At 65.1% G+C, this 24,696-nt stretch carries 24 protein-coding genes; 6 read left to right on the top strand and 18 right to left on the bottom strand.

What is annotated here, in order from left to right; translation table 11 throughout:
- Nucleotides 1-44: 44 nt before the first annotated feature.
- Together RBJ75_RS11665 and RBJ75_RS11670 are read right to left on the bottom strand one after the other, a co-directional pair.
- Nucleotides 45-1,238, bottom strand: coding sequence for an efflux RND transporter periplasmic adaptor subunit (locus tag RBJ75_RS11665; protein ID WP_044418060.1), 1,194 nt, complete (start codon nt 1,236-1,238; stop codon nt 45-47).
- A 1-nt stretch (nt 1,239) separates the two neighbouring features.
- Nucleotides 1,240-1,941 (bottom strand): TetR/AcrR family transcriptional regulator, encoded by a 702-nt coding sequence (locus RBJ75_RS11670; RefSeq protein WP_276156342.1) that lies wholly within the window; start codon nt 1,939-1,941, stop codon nt 1,240-1,242.
- Between the two features lie 76 nt (nt 1,942-2,017).
- Here RBJ75_RS11670 and RBJ75_RS11675 point away from each other — a divergent pair, with 76 nt between their 5' ends.
- Nucleotides 2,018-3,427: a cytochrome P450 gene (locus RBJ75_RS11675; RefSeq protein ID WP_411194504.1), complete on the top strand. Its 1,410-nt coding sequence runs from the start codon at nt 2,018-2,020 to the stop codon at nt 3,425-3,427.
- A gap of 33 nt (nt 3,428-3,460) precedes the next feature.
- Here the strand turns inward: RBJ75_RS11675 and RBJ75_RS11680 are convergent, their stop codons facing one another.
- The 3 genes from RBJ75_RS11680 to RBJ75_RS11690 form a co-directional block, all read right to left on the bottom strand.
- The gene (locus RBJ75_RS11680) at nt 3,461-4,192 is read right to left on the bottom strand and encodes a DUF3800 domain-containing protein (RefSeq protein ID WP_080901129.1); all 732 of its coding nucleotides are present in this window, start codon (nt 4,190-4,192) and stop codon (nt 3,461-3,463) included.
- A gap of 272 nt (nt 4,193-4,464) precedes the next feature.
- Nucleotides 4,465-5,310, bottom strand: a complete 846-nt coding sequence (locus tag RBJ75_RS11685) for a VOC family protein (protein ID WP_044414526.1) — start codon at nt 5,308-5,310, stop codon at nt 4,465-4,467.
- A gap of 344 nt (nt 5,311-5,654) precedes the next feature.
- Nucleotides 5,655-6,914 (bottom strand): Glu/Leu/Phe/Val family dehydrogenase, encoded by a 1,260-nt coding sequence (locus RBJ75_RS11690; protein ID WP_044407018.1) that lies wholly within the window; start codon nt 6,912-6,914, stop codon nt 5,655-5,657.
- Between the two features lie 179 nt (nt 6,915-7,093).
- Here RBJ75_RS11690 and RBJ75_RS11695 point away from each other — a divergent pair, with 179 nt between their 5' ends.
- A complete protein-coding gene (locus RBJ75_RS11695; protein WP_044407015.1) occupies nt 7,094-7,987 on the top strand; it encodes a sugar kinase in 894 nt (297 codons plus the stop codon).
- A gap of 38 nt (nt 7,988-8,025) precedes the next feature.
- On the opposite strand, the gene RBJ75_RS11700 is transcribed toward RBJ75_RS11695, so the two are convergent.
- From RBJ75_RS11700 to RBJ75_RS11710, 3 genes are all read right to left on the bottom strand, one after another.
- On the bottom strand, nt 8,026-9,246 hold the full coding sequence (locus tag RBJ75_RS11700) for an NAD(P)/FAD-dependent oxidoreductase (protein WP_080900906.1): 1,221 nt from the start codon (nt 9,244-9,246) through the stop codon (nt 8,026-8,028).
- A 137-nt stretch (nt 9,247-9,383) separates the two neighbouring features.
- On the bottom strand, nt 9,384-10,880 hold the full coding sequence (locus tag RBJ75_RS11705; RefSeq protein ID WP_044407009.1) for a glycosyltransferase family 39 protein: 1,497 nt from the start codon (nt 10,878-10,880) through the stop codon (nt 9,384-9,386).
- Between the two features lie 5 nt (nt 10,881-10,885).
- On the bottom strand, nt 10,886-12,019 hold the full coding sequence (locus RBJ75_RS11710; RefSeq protein ID WP_044407006.1) for a glycosyltransferase: 1,134 nt from the start codon (nt 12,017-12,019) through the stop codon (nt 10,886-10,888).
- Nucleotides 12,020-12,275: 256 nt separating this feature from the next.
- Between RBJ75_RS11710 and RBJ75_RS11715 the strand changes: the two genes are divergently transcribed.
- The 3 genes from RBJ75_RS11715 to bcsS all read left to right on the top strand — a co-directional run bounded on the left by RBJ75_RS11715 (nt 12,276) and on the right by bcsS (nt 14,281).
- Complete coding sequence (locus tag RBJ75_RS11715; protein ID WP_044407003.1) at nt 12,276-13,079, top strand: DUF72 domain-containing protein; 804 nt, start codon at nt 12,276-12,278, stop codon at nt 13,077-13,079.
- 94 nt (nt 13,080-13,173) lie between these two features.
- On the top strand, nt 13,174-13,431 hold the full coding sequence (locus RBJ75_RS11720) for a hypothetical protein (RefSeq protein ID WP_044407000.1): 258 nt from the start codon (nt 13,174-13,176) through the stop codon (nt 13,429-13,431).
- Nucleotides 13,432-13,558: 127 nt separating this feature from the next.
- Nucleotides 13,559-14,281 (top strand): cellulose biosynthesis protein BcsS, encoded by a 723-nt coding sequence (gene bcsS, locus RBJ75_RS11725; protein ID WP_044406997.1) that lies wholly within the window; start codon nt 13,559-13,561, stop codon nt 14,279-14,281.
- Nucleotides 14,282-14,484: 203 nt separating this feature from the next.
- On the opposite strand, the gene RBJ75_RS11730 is transcribed toward bcsS, so the two are convergent.
- The 6 genes from RBJ75_RS11730 to RBJ75_RS11755 form a co-directional block, all read right to left on the bottom strand.
- Complete coding sequence (locus RBJ75_RS11730; RefSeq protein WP_044408225.1) at nt 14,485-15,657, bottom strand: ABC transporter permease; 1,173 nt, start codon at nt 15,655-15,657, stop codon at nt 14,485-14,487.
- Nucleotides 15,654-16,586, bottom strand: coding sequence for an ABC transporter ATP-binding protein (locus RBJ75_RS11735; protein WP_044408228.1), 933 nt, complete (start codon nt 16,584-16,586; stop codon nt 15,654-15,656). Before RBJ75_RS11735 ends, RBJ75_RS11730 begins: the two co-directional genes overlap by 4 nt.
- Nucleotides 16,583-17,368 (bottom strand): HlyD family secretion protein, encoded by a 786-nt coding sequence (locus tag RBJ75_RS11740; RefSeq protein ID WP_044408231.1) that lies wholly within the window; start codon nt 17,366-17,368, stop codon nt 16,583-16,585. The genes RBJ75_RS11735 and RBJ75_RS11740 overlap by 4 nt, the downstream gene beginning before the upstream one ends.
- A complete protein-coding gene (locus RBJ75_RS11745) occupies nt 17,365-18,072 on the bottom strand; it encodes a TetR/AcrR family transcriptional regulator (protein WP_080900943.1) in 708 nt (235 codons plus the stop codon). The genes RBJ75_RS11740 and RBJ75_RS11745 overlap by 4 nt, the downstream gene beginning before the upstream one ends.
- 51 nt (nt 18,073-18,123) lie before the next feature.
- Nucleotides 18,124-19,284, bottom strand: coding sequence for a sensor domain-containing diguanylate cyclase (locus RBJ75_RS11750; RefSeq protein WP_276156344.1), 1,161 nt, complete (start codon nt 19,282-19,284; stop codon nt 18,124-18,126).
- 354 nt (nt 19,285-19,638) lie between these two features.
- Nucleotides 19,639-19,977 carry a DUF4189 domain-containing protein gene (locus RBJ75_RS11755; RefSeq protein WP_044416000.1) on the bottom strand — a complete coding sequence of 113 codons (339 nt, stop codon included), beginning with the start codon at nt 19,975-19,977 and terminating at the stop codon, nt 19,639-19,641.
- A gap of 219 nt (nt 19,978-20,196) precedes the next feature.
- Between RBJ75_RS11755 and RBJ75_RS11760 the strand changes: the two genes are divergently transcribed.
- Entirely contained in the window at nt 20,197-20,697 is a 501-nt protein-coding gene (locus RBJ75_RS11760; protein WP_152647833.1) for an avidin/streptavidin family protein, read from the top strand.
- Between the two features lie 41 nt (nt 20,698-20,738).
- On the opposite strand, the gene RBJ75_RS11765 is transcribed toward RBJ75_RS11760, so the two are convergent.
- From RBJ75_RS11765 to RBJ75_RS11780, 4 genes are read right to left on the bottom strand one after another with little or no spacing between them, the layout of a single operon-like run.
- Complete coding sequence (locus tag RBJ75_RS11765) at nt 20,739-22,340, bottom strand: molybdopterin-binding/glycosyltransferase family 2 protein (RefSeq protein WP_317529012.1); 1,602 nt, start codon at nt 22,338-22,340, stop codon at nt 20,739-20,741.
- The gene (locus RBJ75_RS11770; RefSeq protein ID WP_044419229.1) at nt 22,337-23,029 is read right to left on the bottom strand and encodes an XdhC family protein; all 693 of its coding nucleotides are present in this window, start codon (nt 23,027-23,029) and stop codon (nt 22,337-22,339) included. The genes RBJ75_RS11765 and RBJ75_RS11770 overlap by 4 nt, the downstream gene beginning before the upstream one ends.
- Nucleotides 23,026-23,352, bottom strand: a complete 327-nt coding sequence (locus tag RBJ75_RS11775; protein ID WP_276156346.1) for an XdhC family protein — start codon at nt 23,350-23,352, stop codon at nt 23,026-23,028. The genes RBJ75_RS11770 and RBJ75_RS11775 overlap by 4 nt, the downstream gene beginning before the upstream one ends.
- 36 nt (nt 23,353-23,388) lie before the next feature.
- Complete coding sequence (locus RBJ75_RS11780) at nt 23,389-24,591, bottom strand: vWA domain-containing protein (protein WP_044418641.1); 1,203 nt, start codon at nt 24,589-24,591, stop codon at nt 23,389-23,391.
- Nucleotides 24,592-24,696 lie beyond the last annotated feature (105 nt).

Here is a 24,696-nt window from a genome sequence, read left to right on the forward strand (position 1 = left end):
GACAGTCGTCCGGAGCGGCGCGCGGCGCCGCTCCGGAGCGTGGCTCAGTTCAGCGGCGGGTTCGCCGGTATCGGCGGCGGCGGATCGGTCGAAATCTCGACCGCCGCGCCGGATTGCAGCTTGAGCTGACCGACCGCGACGACGCGGTCGCCCGCCTTCAATCCAGAGGTGATCACCACCCGGCCATGCGCCCGGTCGCCGGTCCGCACGAAGGTGCGCACGGCGGTCAGATTGGTCTTGCCGTCGTCGGCCTTGTTTTCGGTGATCAGATAGACCGAGTCGCCATACAGCGTGTATTCGACCGCGGTTTCCGGCACGGTGATCACCGCTGGCTTGTCGGGCAACACCACCGTCGTGGTGGCGAACATGCCGGGCTTGAGGATCTGATCGGGATTGTCGATCGTCGCCTGCACCCGGATGTTGCGGGTCTCGGTGCTGATCTGCGGCTCGATGGCGGTGAGCTTGCCTTCGAACACCTTGCCCGGATAGGCGTCGACCGCGACGCGGACGATCTGGCCGACTTTCAGGGTGCCGCTGTCCTTTTCGGTCACGGTGAAATTCGCATAGACGCGCGACAGATCGGTCAGCGACACGATCTGGGTGCCGGCCGTCAGATATTGGCCGACTTCGGCGTGACGAACGCCGAGCACGCCGTCGAACGGCGCGCGCACCAGCTTCTGCGAAATCACCGCCTGGGTCTTGGCGATCCCCGCCTTGGCCTGGTCATAGGCCGCCTGCGCGTTGTCGACGGTGGCCTGCGGCCCGAACTGCCGCGCGGCCAGCTGCTTGGCGCGGTCCAGCGCCAGCTCGGCCGCCTTGGCCTGGGCGGTGAAATTGGCAAGATCACCCTGATCGGGACCATCGAACAGCTGCACCAGCGGCGTGCCGGCCGTCACCTTGCTGCCTGCGGTGAACATGATGTCGGTGACGCGGCCATTGACGTCGGAAGTGACGTTGACCTGGTGCACGGCCGCCAGATCGCCGACCGCGGTCAGCAGATTGGGGATCACCTCGGATTTCGCCGTCGCCACCGTCACGCTGACCGGCGGCGGCTTGTTGTCGGCGAAGAACTTCGCGATCATGTGGCTGCGAAAGGCGTTGAAGCCGACCAGACCAACCACCAGCAAGGCCAGCAACAGCCCGACGATGATGAACCAGCGGACCATCCGCACCGGACGCGGGCGTGGCTCCGGGGCGGTGGCGCGCGCCGTCGCCGGAGATTCTGTCGCAATCGTCATATCATACACTTTCTCTGGCTACCGCTCGCATCTGATCCGGCGACAACTCGCGATCCAGATGCTCGGCAATTGCGGCTTCGTTCAGTCCAATTCCACGCAGAATAAATTCACAGGTCTGTCGTTCGAGATCGGCGGCGTTGCCATAGGTCAGACAGGGCACAGCCGGCAATCGCGACAGCGCGGCCATGAAGACAGTGTGGTGCGCAAACCAGAACAGGTTCAGGGATTCGCGGCCGACCCGTGACGCATCTCCGGCCGCGACCGCGCGATCCAGTGATGCTGTAAACACAGGTCCAATCAAACTCCCTATTTTTTCGTAAAGAAACCGGGCGAATTCTCCGTCATCGATCTGGCTGGTCATCATCAGCCGCAACCGTTGGGCCTCCTCCTGCTCCGGAGCCTCGGAGGCCTGCCGAAAATGGCCCACCATGCCGCGCACCAGCACCACCAGGGTCTCGGTCGAGGGCTCCAGCGCCAGCAGGCCTTTAAGACCCGGGTCCGCATCGCACTCGTCGGCCAGAATTTCCGCGTAGAGCGCCGATTTGGTGGGGAAATGCTTGAACAGCAGCCCCTCCGAAATCGACGCGGCCGCCGCCACGCTCTTGGTCGTGGTGCCAGCGAAGCCGTGGCGGGCAAAACACCGCTTCGCCGCGTTCAGGATCAATTCCCGACGCAAATCGCTGGTCATCCGCATTGAGCTCATTGTCGTGAGTAAGCACTCACCTTGGTCAAAGTCAATCGCGATTGCTGCAGCGCACTAAAATGTGAAATGCGCCGGATTGGGCATCATCGCCGCGAAGCTGCCGAGCGGCGGCCTGGCCGGAACATCCGGGCAGCGCGGCGACACTCCGACGGCGCGGTCGACGATGCCGGTCGGATTGACCTATATTCTGCAAAAAGCAGAAGAGATGGAAATGCCCCCAGGTGACTCGGTTTCGAACTTGGCGTCGACCTTGGCTTCGAACGCGGCCCCGGTTTCGGCTGAAGATCTGGCGGCGACGTTCGATCTCGCCCGGCTGACGCCGGACTTTTACGCCGACCCCTACCCGACCTATCACGCCCTGCGCCGGCACGCGCCGGTCAAGCGGCTCGGCACCGGCGGTTACTTCCTGACCCGCTATGACGATCTGGTCACCGCCTACAAGGCCACCGCTTCGTTCTCGTCCGACAAGAAGCGCGAATTCGCGCCGAAATACGGCGACTCGCTGCTGTTCGAGCATCACACCACCAGCCTCGTGTTCAACGATCCGCCGGCCCACAGCCGGGTCCGCCGGTTGATCACCGGCGCGCTGTCGCCGCGCGCGATCGCCGAGATGGAGCCCGATCTGGTGGCCCTGGTGGAGCGGCTGCTCGACCGCCTGGCGGCCAAGGGCCGGGTCGACCTGATCGAGGATTTCGCCGCGGCAATTCCGATCGAAGTGATCGGCAATCTGCTCGGCATCCCAAAGGACGAGCGCGCACCGCTGCGCGACTGGTCGCTGTCGATCCTCGGCGCGCTGGAGCCGGTGATCAGCGCCGAGGTGTTTACGCGCGGCAATGACTCGGTTCGCGATTTCCTCGCCTATCTGGAGTCCCTGGTGGCGCGGCGACGGGCCAAGCCCGGCAATCCCGACCGCGACGTGCTGACCAGGCTGATCCAGGGCGAGAGCGGCGGCGAACAGCTGAGCGCCAAAGAACTGCTGCACAATTGCATCTTCCTTCTCAATGCCGGGCACGAGACCACCACCAATCTGATCGGCAACGGGCTGGTGGCGCTGGCCGCCCACCCCGAGCAAAAGCAGCGGCTGATCGACAATCCGGCGCTGATCAAGACCGCGGTCGAGGAGATCCTGCGCTATGAGAGCTCGAACCAGCTCGGCAACCGCATTGCCACGACCGAGGTCGAAATCGGCGGCGTCACGATGCCGGCCAATACGTCAGTGACGCTGTGCATCGGCGCCGCCAACCGCGACCCGGCGCAATTTCCAGATCCCGACCGCTTCGATATCGCCCGCGCGCCGAACCGGCATCTGGCGTTCGGCACCGGGGCGCATCAATGCGCCGGCATGGCGCTGGCGCGGCTCGAAGGCGCCATCGCCATCAGCCGCTTTCTCGCGCGGTTTCCGAACTACCAGCTCGACGGCGCGCCGCTGCGCGGCGGCCGGGTCCGATTCCGCGGCTATCTCAGCGTGCCGTGCGTGGTGACATAGTCAGTCCACGACGGATAATGCCTCAGTTTGAAACTAGGGCCGATGGCGGCAGGACAAGCAATTGCACTGCTCCCCCGCCGGAGGCTTGTGAACAAGGCCATGCATGACGCCTCCGACCGCATCGAATCTGTGCGAGAAGAGGTCAAAAAACGTGGCATCGCCGTATTCATAGTAGCGCCGCACCGCATGCGCGATCAGGTCGGCATACTGGATCAACCGAGTGGCTTTGGAATTCACAAACATCGGCACATCCGCCATGTTGTAAATTTGGCCCCATCGATGGCCCAAGGTTTTAAAGTTGCGGGCCAAACCCTGGAGAGACGTTTCATAAGAGGACTCGTCCAGAATAATAAGCCCACGCTGAGTATTTGATGCCTTGTGGAGCCGTCCTAAAAACCGGTCGAACCGGTTTATGATATGCTCAAAGGCGAATTCCATAGGGTCGTCGGGAGAAACAGCCGCTTTATGGATGGCAGCCCCGAACAGCGTCACTTGATTGGATGTTCCGACGATCCGAAGTACTTCCTTGTAGGCGCGCACGCGGTCATCATAGCCGACCCCTCGCCAGTGCTTCTTGCCGGTAAGCATGTCGGTGCCGCGAAATTCGAGATTAGGCGAAGCTGGCCAAATGCGAGCCGCGATCTCGTCCATCCGCTGACCGAACCAGTGGGGTTGTCGTTCAAAAACGGAAATCCCCGCCAAAACTATGTGGCGGTCAGCTGCGTTCCCGACGGAACCGGAATCATCCAAATATAAAAGATGCATGATACAAAAGGCGGCCGAGTGGGATAACTCAATCCCATCGGTCCACAATGCAGACCTCTCGACCACTTGGTCAAAATAAAGTATCGGCTCGACCTTAACAAGAGGCCAGTTATTGGAATTCCGGGTCGGTGCCTCCTACTCGGTGGCTTGCCGGGGGCCGCCCTTCAGGATCGACATTCGCAGCGCGCCCGGAAAGGCCAAGCAGCGGTGGATGTCTTGCTCCCGTTCCGCACCTTGGCGCTTCGGTATCGAAATCAGACCAATACACCGTATCACCCCACCGGTGGCGCCGGCTGCACCAGCAGAGTCGGGATTCCGCATGTCGAGCTGCGCACCGTGACCACCCGGGTCCCGGGCTTGCGGCCGGCGCGCGGCTCCGACACCAGGATGCCGGCGGCGAGAAGCCGCGCCCTGGTGGCGTCGAGATCGTCGCAGCGCCAACTCAGGCCCCACAATTTATCATGGTCGGCGTCAGAGCCGGCCACCGGACGCCGCACGACCTCGACGATCAGATCGCCGCAACGGAAGAACATCAGCTGGCCCCAATCCTGATGCGAGCGGTCGAGCAGCAAATCGAGCCCGAGCCGCGCGCCGTACAATGCGGCGGCGCGCTCGGGGTCGGCGGTCGAGACCACAATGTGATCGAGCCCGGTGATCGGCGCCACGCCGCTGATCGGCGAATCCGGCCGCTCCGATGCGAGCTCGAGAAAGAACAGCCGGACGCCGCGCGTCACGACGGTTGCCGCACGCGTCCGCTTCCAGGACAGTGTGGCGCCGGACGCGGTGTCGCGGCTCTCGACCTCGGCGATGGCATCGGGCTTCAGCGCCACACGCTCCAGCCGACGATGCATTGTCGCGATGTCGCCGACGCGAAAGCACAGGCTGGCCAAACCCTCGCCCTGTAATTTGATGACCTGTCGAATCCGTTCGGCGATCGCACCGTCGCCGGACGGCGCCATCAGTTCCAGCGTCATATTGCTCAGCGTGAACAGCACGGTCTGCGAACCATCGGCGCTGCTGCGCCAGGCCGGCGCGCGCCCCAACAGCAATTCATAGGCGGCGGTTGCCGCCGCGAGATCGGCGACCAGAACGACGACGTGATCAATCGCGGTGATCATTGGCTGCTCCCTCGGACATTGTTCTTGGACGGACGCTTTGTCAGTCAACGCCAGCTAGACAGCGCAATCGTGTGTATTTGCAAGACTGGACTTCCAAGACTCGATTTGCAGACCCGATCGCTCCGCCGCAGGCGCTCTCCTAATGACGAATTCTAAGCCGTCGCTGGTTTACTTTTTCTGCACCGAAGTCGTCATTGCGAGCCGAGGTCGGCGCGACGCGTCGACCGACAGCGAAGCAATCCAGGGAAGCCGCGCACAGACTGGATTGCTTCGTCGCAACAGCTCCTCGCAATGACTTCTTGGCGTCACCGAACCTCGTTGAACTACCTGGTCCGTCCTCAAGCCTACGGAAACAGCCCCCTGGTGTTCTTGGCCGAGCGCACCTTCTCCACCCCGATCGCCATCGCGGCGGTGCGGTGCGGGATATTGTCGGCCTTGGCGCGGGCGATCATGTGTTCGAAGGCACGATCCAGGATCTGGTATTCGCGCCGCATCACCTCGGCCTCTTCCCAGAACAGCTGCTGCAGATCCTGCACCCATTCGAAATAGCTGACGATGACGCCGCCGGAATTGCACAGGATGTCGGGGATCAGGAACACCTCGTCGCGGCGCTGCTCCAGCACCAGATCGGCGTCCGGCGTGGTCGGGCCGTTGGCGCCCTCGGCCAGCACCCGGCATTGCAGCTTCGCGGCAGTGGCGGCGTCGATCACCCGCTCCATCGCCGCCGGCACCAGCACGTCGCAGGCCAGCGTCAGGATCTGCGCCGGATCGAATTGCAACTGGGTCGAATAGCCGGCGATGCTGCCATATTCGGCGCAGTGCCGCATCAAGGCCGGAATATCGAGACCTTGGGCGTCGAACAGCGCGCCGGTGTGGTCGCTGACCGCGATCACCTTGAGCCCGAAACTGTGCAATTGCAGCGCCGCGTAGGAGCCGACATTGCCGAAGCCCTGGATCACCGCGGTCGCGTTGTTGAGGTCGATCGACAATTCGTCCATCACCCGCTTGGCCAGATGGGCGACGCCGCGCCCGGTGGCCTCGCGCCGGCCCAGCGTGCCGCCCGACGCCACCGGCTTGCCGGTGACGATCTCGGTGACGGTGCGGCCCTGATACATCGAATAGGTGTCCATGAACCACGCCATCACCTGTTCGTTGGTGCCCATGTCGGGCGCCATGACGTCGGTGTGCGGGCCGACGAAGGGAATCATCTCCTGCATGTAGCGGCGCGACAGCGTTTCCAACTCGCGCTTCGAGATCGTCGACAGGTCGACCCTGATGCCACCCTTGGCGCCGCCATAGGGCAGCCCGACCAGCGCGCATTTCCAGCTCATCCAGATCGCCAGGGCGGCGACCTCGCCGATATCGACGCTGGGGGCGAAGCGGGTGCCGCCCTTGGTGGGGCCGAGGGTGAGATGATGCTGGACCCGATAGCCCTCGAACACCGCCACCGAGCCGTCGTCACGGTGGATCGGGCACGACACCGTGATTGCCCGTTTGGGCAGCAGCAACCGGTCGCGCTCGTCCATCGGGATCGCCAGATGGTTGGCGATCACCGTGAACTGATTCGCCGCCATATCGAACACGTCGCCAGAATAGATGGACATTGCGCGTCCTCCCCTGCGGTGTTGTGGGAGCCTCGAAACCGCGGTCAAACGCCGCGGCCACCAGCCCACCCCATGGCTACCCCAACATCCGCCCGGTTGCGAATAATTTCGGCGAATGCAGCGCGATAAGCGATGTTAAGCTATAAGGGCCGGGTCGGACTCGTTTCAGTGGATCATTCATGCACGCCCTCTTCATCGGACAGACCTATATCGACGTCACCTTCATCACCGACCACATGCCAACCGGCGACGAGAAGCACGTCGCGTCCGACTACGCTGTGTCGTTCGGCGGCAACGCCGTCACCGCGGCGTTCTGCTGCGCCAAGCTCGGGATCGTGCCCGACCTGATCGCCACCGTCGCCAATGACTGGCTGGGGCGGATGTTTCAGGACATGGGCGCGAAATACGGAATCGAGATCCATCCGCGCAAGGTCAATTCCTCGTCGCTGTCCTTCATCATGCCGAAGGACGGCAAGCGCGCGATCGTGCGCTGCCGCGACGACGAACATATCCATCCGTTTCCGGTGCTCAACCTCGGCAAATGCCGAGCCCTGCATGTCGACGGCCATCAGCCCGATGCCGCCATTCACTACGCCAAATTGTGCCGCGACGCCGGCATCCTGACCTCGCTGGATGGCGGCGGCCTGCGCACCAACACCCATGAGCTGCTGGAATTCATCGACATCGCCATCGTCGCCGAACGTCTATGCGAGCAGATGGACATGACCACGGACAGAATGCTGGACTATCTCAAGAGCCGCGGCTGCCGGGTCGGCGGCGTGACCCAGGGCGAGCGCGGGTTGTTGTGGTACGACGAAACCGGCAACGTCCGGACCCTGCCGGCCTTGTCGATCCCGCGCGAGCGCGTGCTCGACACCAACGGCGCCGGCGACGTGTTCCACGGCGCCTATGTGTTTTCCTATCTCAACAGTCCGGAAAAAAGCTGGGCCGAGCATTTCGAATTCGCCCGCGCCGCCTCGACCTACAAGATCCAGCGGCTCGGCAACGAGGCCGGGCTGCCGACGCTGACCGATATCGAGGCGGTGAAGCGCGAATTCGCGGCGGCGGTTTAGCTAAGCCCGGCCATGCCGGCCGTGGACGATGGCGAGCGTTACGCCGCCATCGCCTTTTTCAGATCGAAGGCCAGATCCGACGCCTGCTCCGGGGCAATCGAACGCCCGGTCGGGAGCATCTTGCGGCCGAACACGTGGTCGGCGGCGCGGTTGACGGATTCGATCCCGATCAACTTGCCGGCCTTGTAGCAGAACGCCGAGAACGAACGTTCGGCGACGCTGCCGCGCACCACCACTTGATCGAAACCGGCGGTGAGCCCGGCGATCTGCAGCTTGTCGTCGCCCTGGTCGCTCCAGAACCACGGATAGCCGTCATAGTTTTTGGCCTCGCCGGTCAGCCGCGCGGCGACGCAGCGCGCCTGGTCGGTGGCGTTCTGCACCGATTCCAGCCGCATCGCTTCGCCGAACCGCTCGCTGGCGAACAGCGCGCAATCGCCGATCGCCGAAATCGCCGGATCGGCGGTCAGCAGGTGCTCGTCGACGATGACGCCGGACGCCACCGGCAGATCCGCCGCGGCCGCCAATTCGACATTGGGAATGACGCCGACGCCGACCACGATCAGATCCGCGGGCAACACCCGGCCGTCGCTGAGGCTGAGGCCGGTGACGCGGCCGTTCTCGGCTTCGATCTCGGTGGCGCGCACGCCGTAATGGATCCGGATTCCCGCCGCGGTGTGGCGATCGTGAAAATAGCTGGAGATTTCCGGAGTCACCGCGCGCGACATCACCCGCGGCGCCAGCTCGACGACGTCGACCTCGAGGCCATTGGCGCGCGCCGTGGCGGCGAATTCCAGGCCGATGAATCCGGCGCCGACCACCACCACGTGCTTGCGCTGCGCCATCCGCTGTCGCACCAGCTCGCTCTCGTCCAGCGTGCGCAGATACAACACGTCGTCGAGCGTCGCATTCGGCACGTCGAGCAGGCGGTTGCGCGCGCCGGTCGCCAGCACCAGATGGCCGTAATCGAGCGACGCGCCGGACTGCAGCAAAACCTTATGCGCCTTGCGGTCGATCGCGGCGGCGCGGTCGGAAATCAACTCGATATTCTGATCGGTGAAGAAGCTCTCCGGCCGGAACATCAGCGAATTAGCCGCGCCCTCGCCCTTCAGATAGGCCTTGGACAATGGCGGCCTTTGATAAGGCAGATGCTTTTCGTCGTTGATCAGGCAGATGCGCCCGGCGAACTTGGCCTGGCGCAACGATACGGCGACTTGAAAGCCGGCATGTCCGGCCCCCACGATCAGAACCGTTTCGGTCATCATCACACTCATGTTGTTGGCATGTCGGGACACGCGCGGGTGGCGCGCAGGAAGCGGCCTGCCCTAGCATAAAGCCGACGGGATTTGTCAGCTTTTCGCCGGTTAGACTAAAGTGATGCCGCCGGGCGCGCCACCCCTCAGCGCGCCGGTGGCGAGCGATCGAGCACGGCGCCTGTGGCGCCTTCCAGCGTATCGAGTTCGACGCGGTCGACGACCAGCGGCCCGCGCTGGCGGGTGACCACGCCGACCTTGTCGATCCGCGCGAAATGCGGCGCCACCTCCGGCTGCGTGGCGGCATTGTCGACGCCGACCAGCAGCAGCTTGCCGGCGAGTCGCGCCGGATCGGGCTCCGGCGTGTTGGTCCAGCGATAGCGCTCGTTGCGCTGCGCCACGCAGGTCCCCTTCGGCAGATAGAAGGCAAGCCAGGAGGTGGTGCCGTAATCGTCGGCGACCACGCAGGACGCGCCGACGCGCTGGCGCACCGCCTCGATCTCGCCGACCATGCGGGGAACGCCGACGCCGATCGCCCGCACGCTGGCGTCGCGCTTGTAGCCGGTCAGCAGCCCGGTATTGACCTGCAGGATGATCAGCACGAACAGCGCCGCGCTGCCCGGCACCGCCCAGCGCCGGCAGAAATCGACCAGGCGCTGTTGCTGCGGCGGCCATTGCACCATCGTCGCCGCCACCGCAGCGGCGACCGCGAAGGCCGGATAGATCGGGCTCAACCAATTGCCCTCGACCCGGCTATGGGTCGCATGCCAGACGAAATAGCCGAAGATGGTCCACACCGTCGCATTGATCAGGCCGCGCGCCGCCGCCGTTCCGGTGTCGCGGCGGAGCAAGGCATAGAGCCCCATCGTGCCGAGGATGAACACCAGCGGCGTCGCCAGCATGAATTGCGTCGGAAACAGTTCGGCGATGAAGCCGGGATGGAAGCCGTCGACCCGGGCCCGGCCGAATTGCTTGGTGAAGGACATCCATTGGTGATCCGCGTTCCACAGGATCACCGGGGCGAACATCCCAAGCGCGATCAGCCCGCCGAGATAGGGCCAGGGCGAGCGCAGCCAGCACCGCAGATCCGGCACCGCGACCAGCCAGATCAGGATCGCCGGCCCGAAGAACAGCGCGGTGTATTTCGACAGCAGTGCCGCGCCCACCGCGGTGCCGACGCCGAGCCACCACAGCCCGCGGCCGGTCGCCACCACCTGCGCCAAGGCGTACAGAACGAAGCTCGACGCCACCAGCAGCGGCGCGTCCGGCGTGACGATGGCGGTGCCGGCGGCGGCCATCATGGTGGCGTTGAGCAGGATGGCGGCGCTGGCTGCCACGCGGCGGTCGCCGAACAACAATTCGGCCGCGCGCCAGGTCGCCCAGCTCATCGGCAGCGCCAGCAGCACCGACACCAGCCGGACGCCGAACGCGGTGTCGCCGGCGATCATGGTGCCGAGACGGATCACCCAGGCGACCATCGGCGGATGATCGTAATAGCTGGCGGCGAGGTGCTTCGACCAGGTCCAGTAATAGGCCTCGTCGAAGCTCAGCGGCGTCAGCGCCGCGGCGGCAAGCCGCAATGCCACCAACATGGCGACGATCAAGATCGTGGCGCGAACCAGCCGCCGCTGCGTGATGTCCATCGCGGTTATCGCTTGCGCCAGACGAACAGGCCGGACATCGCGTAGTTCCAGACCACGCCCATCAGCGCTCCCGCCGCGCCCGCCAGCCACCAGATCGGCTCCTGATTATAGACCGAGAAGGCGACGCCGACATTGGCCAGCAGCCCGACGCTGCACACTAAATAAAACAGCAACAGCCCGCGCAGAATGCCGAGCCCGCGCAGCCGCAGGTCGCGATAGGTCAGGAAATTGTTGAGCACGAAATTGCTGGTCATGGCCAGGATCGCGCCGCAAGCCTGCGCCTGCGGAAACGGCAGTCCGACCAGCCGCAGCGCGGCGAACAGACCGAGGAAATGCACCACCACGCCGATCGATCCGACGCCGGCGAACAGCAAAAAGCGCAGCGATACGATGTCATTGGTGTATTTCGCCAGCAGCAGGCCGAGAAAATCCAGCACCACCATGGAATCGAGCTTGCTCTCGCCGTGCAGCCGCGTGCCGAAGGTGAAGGGAACCTCGACGATCCGCAGATTGCCGCGCGCGGTCGCCACGACGTCGAGCAGGATCTTGAAGCCCTGGGTGGACAGCTGCGGCGCCAATTGCTCGAACCGGTCGCGGCGGATCATGAAGAACCCGCTCATCGGATCGGCGATCTCGACCCGCAGCACCCGCCTGGCCAATGCGGTCGCCAGCGCGCTGACGTCGGCGCGCCGTTTGTTGAAGCTGTCGGCGCTGCCGCCGGCGACGTAACGGCTGCCGACCACCAATTCGGCGGCGCCGCTTTGCAACAGTCCCAGCATCTTGCCGAGCTGGGACTCGTCATGCTGCAGATCGGCGTCCATCACCGCCACATAGGGCGCGCTGGAGGCGAGAATCCCCTCGATGCAGGCGCCGGACAGGCCGCGCCGTCCAATCCGCCGCAAGCAGCGCGCGCGGCCATCGCGCTGGCCAAGGTCGCGCACCAGATCGGCGGTGCCGTCGGGCGAATTGTCATCGACGAAAATCACCTCCCAGGCCACCCCGGCCAGCGCCGCGTCCAGCTTGTGGAACAGCGCCAGCACATTGTCGCGCTCGTTGAAGGTGGGGACGATGATCGACAGCTGCAGCGGAGCGCTTGTCTGCGATTGCGGTCCGGTGCCCAGTCTGATGGCTTGGTTCATGGCGCCAGCCTATATCGGTGGCATCGGGCGCTGCCAAGGTGAGCGCGGGCCTAAACCAGTCACGAACTCTGGAATATTTGAAAAACGGGTGGAAATGCACCCCAGAAATGCCAACGACCACGAACAACAGGAGCGCGTACATCCGGCGCAGCCAAGCTATTCAGTGGTCGTTCCAGCGCCGGTGCTATGAAGCATCAACGTCGCCGTTGAGTGATAGATAGGGATGATGGCATCATCGCGCAAGGGGAAGCCTCAAATGAAAAACAAATCCGGCATGATCCGCGTCGGCATCGGCGGCTGGACCTTCGCACCGTGGCGCGGGGTGTTCTATCCTGACAAGTTGCCGCAACGGCAGGAGCTGGAATATGCCGCCTCCAAGCTGACTTCGATCGAGATCAACGGCACGTTTTACGGTTCGCAAAAGCCGGAAAGCTTCCGCAAATGGAAAAGCGAGGTGCCGGACGGCTTCGTATTCGCGTTGAAAGGGCCGCGCTTTGCAACCAACCGCCGGGTGCTGGCGGAGGCCGGGGACAGCATCGCCCGGTTCTACGATTCCGGCGTGCTCGAGCTCGGCGACCGGCTCGGCCCGGTGCTGTGGCAATTCGCGCCGACCAAGAAATTTGACGAGGCCGATTTCGGCGCCTTTCTTGAACTGCTGCCCCGCAAGCTCGATGGCCGCCCGCTGCGCCATGTCGTCGAGGTCCGCCATGACAGTTTCTGTATCCCGGCCTTCGTGACATTGCTGCGCCGTTTCAAGACCCCGGTGGTGTTCTCCGAACACGCCAGCTACCCGGCGATCGCCGATATCACCGGCGACTTCGTCTATGCCCGGCTGCAGAAGGGCAAGGACACGGTCAAGACCGGCTATCCGCCGAAGGCGCTCGACGCCTGGGTCGAGCGGCTGCGGGACTGGGCTGGCGGCGGCGAGCCCACGGATCTGCCGAGGATCACCGCCACCAAGCCGAAACAGCAAAAGCGCGACGTGTTCGCCTACGTCATCCATGAAGGCAAGGTGCGCGCGCCGGCCGCGGCGATGGAATTGATCAAGCGGCTGACATAGGCGCGCGATCAGCGGTCTCGCGCCCTTGCGCCGGATCAATTCGGCTCCGTCGGAGCGGCTGCTAATGTGGCGTTCGGCAACAAGGGAACAGACGATGGACAAAATCGATTTCATGAACGGCCAGATCAAGGGATTGATGAACTTCGCGGCCGCCTTGATCAGGTCGCATCCCTCGCCAGAGACCCTGCGGCATCATTTCGAAAAAGTGGCGCGCGCCGACCCCGCCTCGCCCGAAGGCCTGTCGCTGTCCGAGGCCTATGTCGATGGGCTCGCCGATACCGATCGCCAGCTCGCCGTCGCGCTCGAACAGGCCATCGCGCGGGCGCGCCGCCATCCGGCCAATCCCGATTAGTTCGAACCTGGCGTGACGCTGGACAGGCACCGACCCAGCGGCTTTAATACGACGCTGATCGAGACAAACACCTCGAGCGTAAGGGTTTGTTGCGGTGCGTTGCGTTGGGCTGGCGCGGGTGGCGTGCATGGCCGCGGCCATCATGGCCCACGGCGAAGATGCGCTCGCCCAGACAGCACCGACCGCGCCACCGCCTGTCGACCATCTCAGCGGCGGCGCGCGGCCCGAACGTTTGCTGCTGTTCGGCGGGTTCGATCTGTGGCGCAACAGCCTGGCCGGCTATGGCGGGCTGCAATGGTCGGCGAGCGATCTCGACAGCGACGGCTTCATTGTGCGGATGTTCGCCTCCGACGGCATCGAGCACTACCGCACCCCGACCGTCGATTACGCCACCAATATTGTCCGCGCTTCGCTGTTGCCGGGCTGGCGGTTCAAGCGCGGCGCATTCGAGCTCAAGCTGTTCGCCGGACTCGATCTGGAACATCATCATCTGACACCGGACGTCATCGACGCCCCGCTACGCGGCACGACGATCGGCGCGCGCCTCGCCGCCGAGATCTGGGCGCAGCCGATCCCGGAGCTGATGCTGGCGTCATCATTTTACGTCACCACGATCGGCCACGGCTATGGCGCGCGTGTCGCCGCCGGCTGGCGGCTCTATGACAGATTCTGGGTCGGCCCGGAGCTTTGTGGCGCGGCCGATGAGCTCAGCCGGCAAACCAAAATCGGCGTGCATCTCACCGGACTGCGGATCGGCCAATCGGAATGGTCTGCCGCCGCCGGCTATGTCGACGACAGCTATCATCGCAGCGGCCCCTATCTGCGCATCGGCGTACTGACGCGGCAATAAATGCGACCGGAGAAGCACGCCGTGTTCGTCATTCCGGGGCGCGAGCAGCTTTGCTGCGAGCGAACCCGGAATCTCGCTCAGCATTCAGCGCTCATTTCGCTGCGCTCTGCCCTGCCGCAAGATTCCGGGTTCGGTCGCCCTGCGGGCTCGCACCCCGGAATGACCGCAAGCCTGATCAGGTGGGCACATCATCTCAGCAGGCGCTAATCCAGCGTGCGCCGGAATCGCGTCACCGCGATGGTCATCGCCACCAGCATCAGGGCGGCCAGCGCCAGCGTGTCGTAGCGCAGGTTTTCCAGGGTCGAGCCCTTCAGCATGATGGCGCGCACGATCCGCAGGTAATGCGTCAGCGGCAGGCATTCGCCGACATATTGCGCCCACTGCGGCATCCCGGCGAACGGGAACATGAAGCCGGACAGCAGCATGCTCGGCAGAAAGAACATCATCGACGCCTGCATCGCCTGCAGCTGATTCTGCACCAGCGTCGAGAAGGTGTAGCCGATCGCCAGATTTGTGGTGATGAACAGCGTCGACAGCAGCGCCAGCATCAAAAGGCTGCCGAGGAGCGGCACCCCGAACAGCAACACGCCGATGCCGAGGATCAGCGTGGCCTGGATGAAGCCGACCATCACATAGGGCAGGATCTTGCCGAGCATCACTTCGACCGGGGTGATCGGCATCGACAACAGATTCTCCATGGTGCCGCGCTCGATCTCGCGGGTCACCGACAGCGCGGTGAAGATCAGCATGGTCATGGTCAGGATGGTGCCGACCAGGCCGGGGACGATATTGAGCCGCGACGATCCGGCCGGATTGTAGCGGGCATGGGCGCGGATCTCGAACGGCGGCTGCGCCGGCTCGCCGGCGACACGGTCGTGCAGCAGCGCGGTCTGCACGATCTGGCCCAGCGCCGAAAGGGCCGAGCCCGCGGCGACCGGATCGGTGGCGTCGGCTGCGACCAGCAGCGCCGGCCTGTCACCCCGGCGCACCGCGCGCTCGAAGCCTTGCGGAATCTCGACGCCGAACAGCACCTTGCCGGACAGTAACAGCGCGTCGAATTCGGCGGCGCTGTGCACCTCCTGGGTGAATTTGAAGTAAGCGGTATTCTCCAGCGCCTTCAGGATCGAGCGGCCGAGGTCGCTGTCCTCCTGCAGCAGCACCGCGGTCGGCAGATGCCGCGGCGTGGTGTTGATGGCGTAGCCGAACAGTAGCAATTGCATCACCGGGATCACGATGATCATCGCGAAGGTGAGCCGATCGCGCCGCAGCTGGATCAGTTCCTTGACCAGCATCGCATAGGTGCGGCGCAGGAAGCCGAACCGCATCTTCGGTGGCGGCGGCTGACGCCCGCTGGCCGTGGAATCTGCGGCGCTCATTGGAAATTATCCGTCGAGCGGCTCATCAGATCGATGAACACGTCCTCGAGCGACGGCGCGCCGGGCTGCCAGTGCTGCCCCTGATGATCGCGATAGCTTGCCGCCACCGCCTCCAGCGCGGCGTGGTCGCGGCCGGAGACGTGGAGGCTGGAGCCGAACGGCGCCACCATGTCGACGCCCGGCCTGCCGGTCAGGTCGCTCGCCAGCGTATTGAGCTGATCGCCGCTCACCACGTAAGTCGTCAGCGCGGATTTGGCGATCACCTCGTCGACGGTGCCGTGGATCAGCAGATGGCCATAGGCGATATACGCAATTTCATGGCAGCGCTCGGCCTCGTCCATATAGTGGGTCGAGACCAGCACGGTGAGGCCTTCGGCGGCCAGCCCGTGAATCTCGTTCCAGAAATCCCGCCGTGCCTTCGGGTCGACGCCGGCGGTCGGCTCGTCTAGCAGCAGCAATTGCGGGTTCGGCAGGGTGCAGGCGCCAAGCGCCAGCCGCTGCTTCCAGCCGCCGGAGAGTTCGCCGGCAAGCTGCTCCTCGCGGCCGGACAGGCCGAGCCGCTTGATCATCTCGCGCGCGGCATTGCGCGCGTCGGGCACGCCATAGAGCCTGGCGACGAATTCCAGATTTTCGCGCACCGACAGGTCCTGATACAGGCTGAAGCGCTGCGTCATATAGCCGACCAGCCGCTTGATTTTGTCGGCGTCGCGGGTGATGTCGTAGCCCAGGCAGGTGCCCTGCCCGCTATCCGGCGTCAGCAATCCGCACAGCATCCGGATCGTGGTGGTCTTGCCGGAGCCATTGGGGCCGAGGAAGCCGTAAATGGCGCCGCGCTTCACCTGCATCGACAGATCGTGCACCACCTCGCGGCCGTTGAAGGATTTCGACAGGCCGGAGACGTCGATGGCGATGTCGGCGGCTTCGCTCATCGCTTCGCCATCGGGGTGCTGGCGGCACCGAGCCGCACCGTGACCGGCTGGCCGACGCGCAGGCTGGCGGGTTTGCTGGGGCGGGCCTGGATCAGATACACCAGCTTGCTGCGCTCCTCGAGACTGTAGATCACCGGCGGGGTGTATTCGGCCGTGGTCGCGATGAAATAGATCGTCGCGGTGAGATCGGCGGCGCAATTGTCACAACTGACGCGAACCTCGTCGCCGACTTTGAGCTTCGGCAGGTCCGGCTCGGCGACGAAGAACCTCACCTTCATGTTGCCGGGCGGCAGGATCGACAGCACCGGCTTTTGCGCCGGCACCATCTCGCCGACGCGGAAATAGATCTGCTGGATGTTGCCGCCGACCGGCGCGAAGGCGTTGCGCCGCCGCAGCCGGGTCTGCGAGGTTTCCACGCGCGCCTCGGCGACGCGCAGCGCCGACACCGCGGAGTCGAGGCTGGCCTGGGTTCCGGAGCCGGTCCTGCGCAGCGCCTCGGCGCGCTCATAAGTCTGCCGGGCATTGGCCAGCGTCGCCTGGTTCTGGTTAAGGTCGGCCTGCTGCAAATCATCATCGACCGCATAGAGCGGCTCGCCAGGCTTGACCTCGTCGCCCTCGCGGACGTCGAGCCGGGTGACGCGGCCGGCCTCGTCGGGACTGACGAAAATCATGTCGGCCTCGACCCAGCCCTGATAGGCGCCGTCATCCGGCTTGCCGCAGCCGGCCAGCAGCGCCAGCGTCGCAACGCCGATGACGGCGTGGAGGATGGGTTGCAGCGTCATGGCGTACTCCGTTCGCCGAACAGCAGCGCGATATGAACCCGCAGCATCGCCAGCGCGTCGAGCGGCGCGTGGCGGGCGAACAGGCCCTGCCAGACCACCGCCAGCAGCGCCGGCGCGACCACGAGCTGGGGAAACTCCGCCAGCGCCTGATGGCGGATTTCGCCGCGCGCCACGCCGCATTCGATCAGCTTGCGCATTCCGGCGAGGCCGCGCTCGACCACCTCGCGATAGTGGAATTCGGCAAGGGACGGGAAACGCGGCCCCTCCGCCATGATCAGGCGCAAAAGGTCGCCGCGATCGGTCTGCACCACCTCGCGCACGAAGGATTCGGCGAAGTGCTCCAGCGTGGCGCGCACCGTCGCGCCGGGCGGCGGCAGCAGGGTGAGCCGGTTGACCACCGGCACCAAGGCGGTGCGGATCAATTCCTGGAACAGGGCTTCCTTGTCGGTGAAGTGCAGATAGATCGTCCCCTTGGCGACACCGGCGCGCTTGGCCACGTCCTCGAGCCGGGTCGCCGCATAGCCCCGCGCGGTGAATTCCGCGAGCCCCGCGTCGATGATCGCGGCGCGGCGCTCGGCCGCGCGCGTGGCGCGTGATGACGGCGACGCGGCGGCCGCCTCGCGTCCGGGCTGGGGGTTGACTCCGGCCCGGCCGATGGCCGACCGGGTCGGCGATCTGCCTCGCTTGTTCGCTGGAATTTTCATTTTTTCGTTATGACTGACCGGTCAGTCATAATCAAGCCGGAATCTCGTCCGTCAGGTGGTCACCTGATTTCGCCCACCCTGCTTGGCGCGGTAGAGCAATTGATCGGCGCGTTCCAGCGCCTCGGCGAGGCTTTCGTCGGGCGCCGCAACCGAGGCGCCGATGCTGATGGTGACGATGCCGCGCTCGCCGAGCCCGGGATGCGGGATCTTCAAATCGCTGACCACGCGGCATAGACGCTCGGCGGCGTGGCGCAGCTCGGCTTCGTCCATGCCGGGCAGGATGACGGCGAATTCCTCGCCGCCATAGCGCACGACGATGTCGCAGGACGGCCGCACATTGTCGCGGATTGTGGCGACAATCTGCTGCAGACAGCGGTCGCCCGCGGCATGGCCGCTGTGATCGTTGAACAGCTTGAAGTGATCGACATCGACCATCAGCACGCCCTGACCGAGCGACGGCACGACCGAGTTGGCGCCATGCGCGATCAATTCGTCGAGGTAGCGCCGATTGAACGCGCCGGTCAGCGAATCCGTGGTGGACAGCCGACCCAGGGATTCACTGGCTTCGCGGAGCTGTTTCTTCAACTGCGCGTCATTGCTGCGGATCAGCTCCAGTTCGGCAATCTGCTCGTCCTTCCGTTTCCTGACCCGCAGCGCCATCGCGCCCATCACAATGCCGAAACCGACAAGGTCAAGGTTCGCCCATTTCGGCGGCCATTGCAGCCCGGTGGCGACGATCAGCGCATAGGCACCGGTCGCCGCGACGGTCATGATCTGGGTATGGCGCCACGGCAGCCCCGATAACAGCGCCGACGTGAAGATGAAGAACTGCGCGGCCATCATGTAGCGGCCGGCGAACGGCTCCGGCGAGACCTCGCCGATCGCCGCAACCGAGGCGATGCAGACCACCACCGCGACGGCATTGACGGTCGCTTGCAGCGACGTGTTTGCCGACCAGCAATTGAGAGCAAGCCCAAGCAGGACGATCGGGAACACCAGCATCAGACGCAATGCGACCGCGATCGCCAGATGCTCGTCAAGGACGCCGACATCGATGCCGATCGCGGCGAAATTCAGCACCAGGATCGCTACCAGCGCCCGCCGCTGCTGCGTTCTGGTCTGCGCCGCCGCAGCGATAGATCGCGGGTCTCCGGTGCGGCGCCGGTCGCGATCCGCGGGCTGCGTGGCGATATGGTCAAGCGGTTGCTGCAATGTCTCATCCGGATTGAATGTTCAGATGAGAGGCATCAAGTTGAATTTACCTTTATGCATCGACCTGCGGCGGCTTCCTGCCTTGCGATGCCTAACAGTGCGATAACAGGCGCGGCACAGGCCGTTGGCTCCGAGAACAAATGGGCCGCGGCGTCAGCGCAGACTTGGCCCGCTGACGATCCGCACCGGCGCGCGGAGGGAATGTCGCCCAGAATCGGCGCTGATTGATGGGGTCATGCGCAACCGGACACGCACGCAGTGCGCGCGCCTCACCGATCAGACCACCGGGACGCGATGCCGCGAGGAAGACCAACCGCAGACCAAGGCGTCGCCGGGATCGAAGACGTAGCGAGATCAGCCCTTGGCGTCGCAGGCCCAGGCGCGGATCACGCATTCCTTGCCGCCGAATTCGTAGCACTTCTTGGTCGCGGCATTGAGCGAACTGGAGATCTTCGGCCTCACCGCATAGCCATGGGCGCCGCAGGGATTGGTCATGTCGATGGCCAAGGCCGCGCAGGCGCGCTTCATGGTGAGCATCGCGCAATCGCCCCTGCACTGCTTTTGCGCCTCGGAGATCGCGGCGGCCTCGACCTGGTAGTCGAACGCCTGGCCATAGGCGCCGCATTTGCCGATCGCGAAGGCGCCAGCGGCATGCAACGGCGTCGCTATCAATGTGGTGATCGACAAGGCCATGATCGTGGCAACGACAAACGCCGCGCAACGGCGCGAAGCCAGCAAAATCGTCAAAATCCCCTCCCCCCGAGGCTATCCCTGCCCCAGCCTAACCGACAGGGAGTTTCAACTTGGTGAATGTTCCCTGATCGTCGGTATCCGCCTACGCATCCTATGGTTGTATTTTTGGCGCGACTAATTTATAAGTAGTTTCCATCCAACCGTCGAATGGAGTTGGCAATGCGACCGATCATCAGGACATTTTTGGGAATTCTGGCGTCGGCATGTATCTGGCTGACGCTCTCCGTCGCGGCTCAGGCGCAGGCGATCTGGACCTGGACCAATCAATATGGCTCGACTCTCGCCGTCACCAGCTTCAACCAGAACACCGGCGCCATCGCCGGCACCTACACCAACAACGCAGCCAACAGCTGCGACTCAGGCACGGCCCAGCCGATGACAGGCTGGCTCGCATTGGGCAGCACCGGCACGGCGATCAGCTTTTCGGTCAATTTTGCCGGTTGCAGCTCGACCACGGTCTGGACCGGCCAATTGAAGAACGACGCCGGATTCCAGGGGCTGTGGCTGCTGTCGCTGGCCGAGCCGGTGGCCTGGAACGGGATCAGCGCCGGGGCCGACACCTTCACCTATGGCAGCGGCGACAAAACCAAGCTGATGGCGAAGGACGCCGCGCCGACCGCGCCCAGCGAGAAGCTGTCGAACACCACAGACCGCAAGTAGTTCGACCGTCGCGACAGCGCGACGCCAACGCGCCGACAGGCTCAGCCGCGCTGAGCCTGTTCCAGCGCCTGCGGGGTGTCGATGTCGAGAAAGGCGCCGCGTCCCTCGACCGGCACCTCGGCGACCGCCTCGCTGTGCTTGGCGATCAGATGCCGCGCGCCGATGTCGCCGTCGAGCGTCATCAGTTCGGCGAAGAACCGCCGCGACCACAACACCGGATTGCCGCGGCGGCCGTCGCTGACCGGCACCGCGATCAGGCTGCCGCGATCCGGCGCGAAGGCCGCGATCAGCCGGTCGAGCAGTTCGCTATCGATCAGCGGCATGTCGCCCAGGCACACCACCGCGCCATCGGCGCTCGCCGGCACCGCGGCGATCCCGGCCTTCACCGAGCTCGCCAGGCCCTCGGCAAAATCCGGATTGTGCACGACCCGCACTTTCAACCCGTGCAGCGCCGCTTCGACTTTGTCGGCTTGATGCCCGGTGACGACGATGACGCTGGAGGCCTTCGACGCCAGCACCCGCTCGGCGACGATCCGCACCAGTGCCTTGCCGTTGAGTTCAGCCAGCAGCTTGTTCGGCCCGCCCATCCGGGTCGAGCGACCGGCGGCCAGAATGATCGCCGCGACGTCGCGGTTGCCGTCCGCGACCGGCAGGCGCGGCTGCGGCCGCGTGACGATTTCCATCAACAACCCACCGACCCCCAAGCCGGTGATATCCTGGCGCGTCACCTCGAGGCCGGCGAGCAGCCGCATCAACACCCAGTCGAAGCCGTTTTCCACCGGCGAGCGGGCGCAGCCCGGCGCGCCCAGCACCGGCACGCCGGACGCGCTGCCGATCAGCAGCAAATTTCCGGGATCGACCGGCATGCCGAAATGCGCGATGGCGCCGCCGATGCCCTCGATCGCCGCCGGAATCACGTCGCGGCGGTCGGCGATCGCCGAGGCGCCGAACACGATGACGAGCTCGGCGCCGAGCCCGATCAACTCCTCGATCGCCGCCGCCAGCGCGGCCTGGTCATGCGCCACGCGGCGCTCGGCGATGATCGCCGCACCCGCCGGCGCCAGCCGCTCCGCGGTCACTCGCAGCGTCTTCTCGATCACCTTCGGCGCCAGCCCGGGCAGTTGCGTCGACACCACGCCGACGCGGCTGATCACGAATGGCGCGATGCGCAGCGCGCCGCCGGCGGCCGCCGCGACGGCAGCGTCACGCAGCGTGCCGGCAACGCCGAACGGAATGATCTTTACGGTGGCGATCATCTCGCCCGCGACCACCGGCTTGAACGCCGGCAGCGTCGCAAAGGTAATGGATTCGTCGACGCCATTGATGCGGTCGACAATCGCGCGCTCGATCACCAGCACGCCGGCCTGCGCGGCGAACAGATTGGCGCGGCCAGTGAAAGCGCGCTCGACATCGACGCCGTCGCCCGCGACCGCGCCGGCGACGTCCGCCGCCGCAACGTCCTCGGAGACATCGCCGGTTTCGAGCTGCACCACCACAATCTGGTCGACGCCGGCGGCCGCCAGCGCGTCGACTTCGGCGGGCCCAATCGTGGTGCCCTTCTTCAGCAGCAGCGATCCCTGCCGCAGCGTATGCACGGTGACGCCGCCGATCGCATCCGCCGGAGCCACCGGGCCGAACTTCACGCCGCGCTCGCTTTCGGCAGCCGCAGCGTCGCGGTGATCTCCGCCATGATCGACACCGCGATCTCGGACGGCGACACCGCGCCGATCGCGAGCCCGATCGGCGCGTGGATCCTGGCGATATCGACGTCGCTGGCGCCCTGCGCCTTCAGACGCTCGCCGCGCTTGGCGTGGGTCTTCCGCGAGCCCAGCGCACCGATATAGAAACAGTCGCGCGCGAAGGCGTGCAGCAGCGCCGGATCGTCGATTTTCGGATCATGGGTCAGCGCCACGAAGGCGGTGTAGGGATCGATGGCGAGCGGCGGCAGCGCGACGTCGGGCCATTCGGCGATCAGCGGCACGTCGGGAAAGCGCTCCGGACTGGCAAAGGCGGTGCGCGGATCGACCACGGTGACGTCGTAATCCAGCGATCGCGCCAAGGGGGCCAGCGCCTGGCTGATATGCACCGCGCCGACGATGACCAGCCGCGCGGTTGGCGCGTGGACGTTGAGAAACAGCTTGTTGCCGTCAACCTCGATGCTGGCGCTCTTGCCCATCCGCAATTGCTTGCTCAATTCGGCGGACAGCGGATCGGCGGCGATCTCGGAAGCCTTGACCAGCCGCTGCTCGCCGGTGGCGGTGTCGGTGACGACGATCGCCGGGCGGCGCGCGGCGCGCTCGGCATTGAGCTCGGTGAGCGTTGCGAGGTTCACGCGCCCACCTTCTCGACGAACACCCGGATGGTGCCGCCGCAAGACAGCCCGACCTGCCACGCCGCCTCGTCGGCGACGCCGAATTCCAGCAGCTTCGGCTGGCCGCTGGCGATCACGTCGAGCGCTTCGGTGACGACCGCGCCCTCGACGCAGCCGCCAGAGACCGAACCAAGGAAGGTGCCGTCATCATTGATGACCAGGCTGGAGCCGGCCGGGCGCGGCGCCGAGCCCCAGGTCTCGACCACGGTGGCGAGAGCAACGCCATGGCCGGCCTTATGCCAGTCCTCGGCCGCCTGCAGAATGTCCTGATCGCGATTGAGCATCGGAGCCTCTTTCCAAAATTCACGCGTTGAAAAAATTCACGCGGCGGGTCGGATCGCGCTGAAATGATGCGGCGGCGGCACCGACGACAGCGCCGCGATCAGCGCCGCCATCGATGTCAAATTATGTACCGGGCGGAATTCGTCAACGTGCGGCAGCATCATTTTGATGCCCTGGGCGCGGGCCTCGAAGCCGCCGAACCGCAACAGCGGATTGAGCCAGATCAGCCGGCGGCAGGAGCGATGCAGCCGGTCCATCTCGAAGGCCAGCTTGCCGTCGGCCTCGCGCTCCAGCCCGTCGGAGATCAAGAGCACGATGGCGCCCTGGCCGAGCACGCGGCGCGCCCATTGCTTGTTGAAGGCGTGCAGCGACGCCGAAATCCTTGTGCCTCCGGCCCAATCCTCGACCGCCGAGGTGCAGCTCGCCAGCGCCTCGTCGGGATCGCGCGCCCGCAACGCGCGGGTGACATTGGTGAGCCTGGTGCCGAACAGGAACACCGAGACGCGCTTCCTGGCGTCGGTGATGGCGTGCAGGAAATGCAGGAACAGCCTGGTGTATTCGCTCATCGAGCCGGAGATATCGAGCAGCGCCACGATCGGCGCCGGCTTGTCGATCAGGCCGAGCCGGCGGATATCGACGATGTCGCCGCCGGTGCGCAGACTGCCGCGCAGCGTGCGGCGCAGATCGAGCTTCAGGCCGCGCGGATCGGGCTGAAACCGCCGCGTGCGCAATTCCGCCTGCGGCAATCGCATGTTGGCGATGGCGCGGGTGACCTGCGCGATCTCCGCGGCGCTCATCTGCGCAAAGTCCTTCTTCTGCAGGATCTCCTTGTCGGACACCGACAGCCGCAATTCCTGCTCCTGCGCCGCCGGCACGTCCTGCACCGCGGGTTGCGACAGCGCCTCCTGGACCCGGCGCGACGCCGGCTTCGGCTTCTTCTTGGCGTGGTCGGGCAGCGGGATCGAATCCAGCATGTGCTTCCAGTCCTCCGCGGCGCGGAAGAACAGGTCGAAGGCCTGGGCGAAGATCAATGCATGTTCATGGCGTTTGACGAACACCGCCTGCAGCGTGGCGAACAGATCGGCGCGGTTGCCGATCTCGATCAGCTGGATCGCATTGAGCGCATCGATCACCGCCCCCGGCCCGACCGGCAGCCCCGCCGCCCGCAACGCCCGGGCAAAGCCGATCACATTGTCGGCCATCTGCCCGGTCGGCGGATTGAGGTGATCGATGTCGGTCATGGGGCGGACTGCTCGTGTTAGAATCGATCACATCACCAGCGACGGACTGCTCCCTCCCCCGCTTGCGGGGGAGGGCTGGGGTGGGGGAAGCCGGGAGGAAGGCGC

It is taken from the genome of Rhodopseudomonas sp. BAL398, assembly GCF_033001325.1.
In the GTDB taxonomy this organism is placed as follows: domain Bacteria; phylum Pseudomonadota; class Alphaproteobacteria; order Rhizobiales; family Xanthobacteraceae; genus JARJEH01.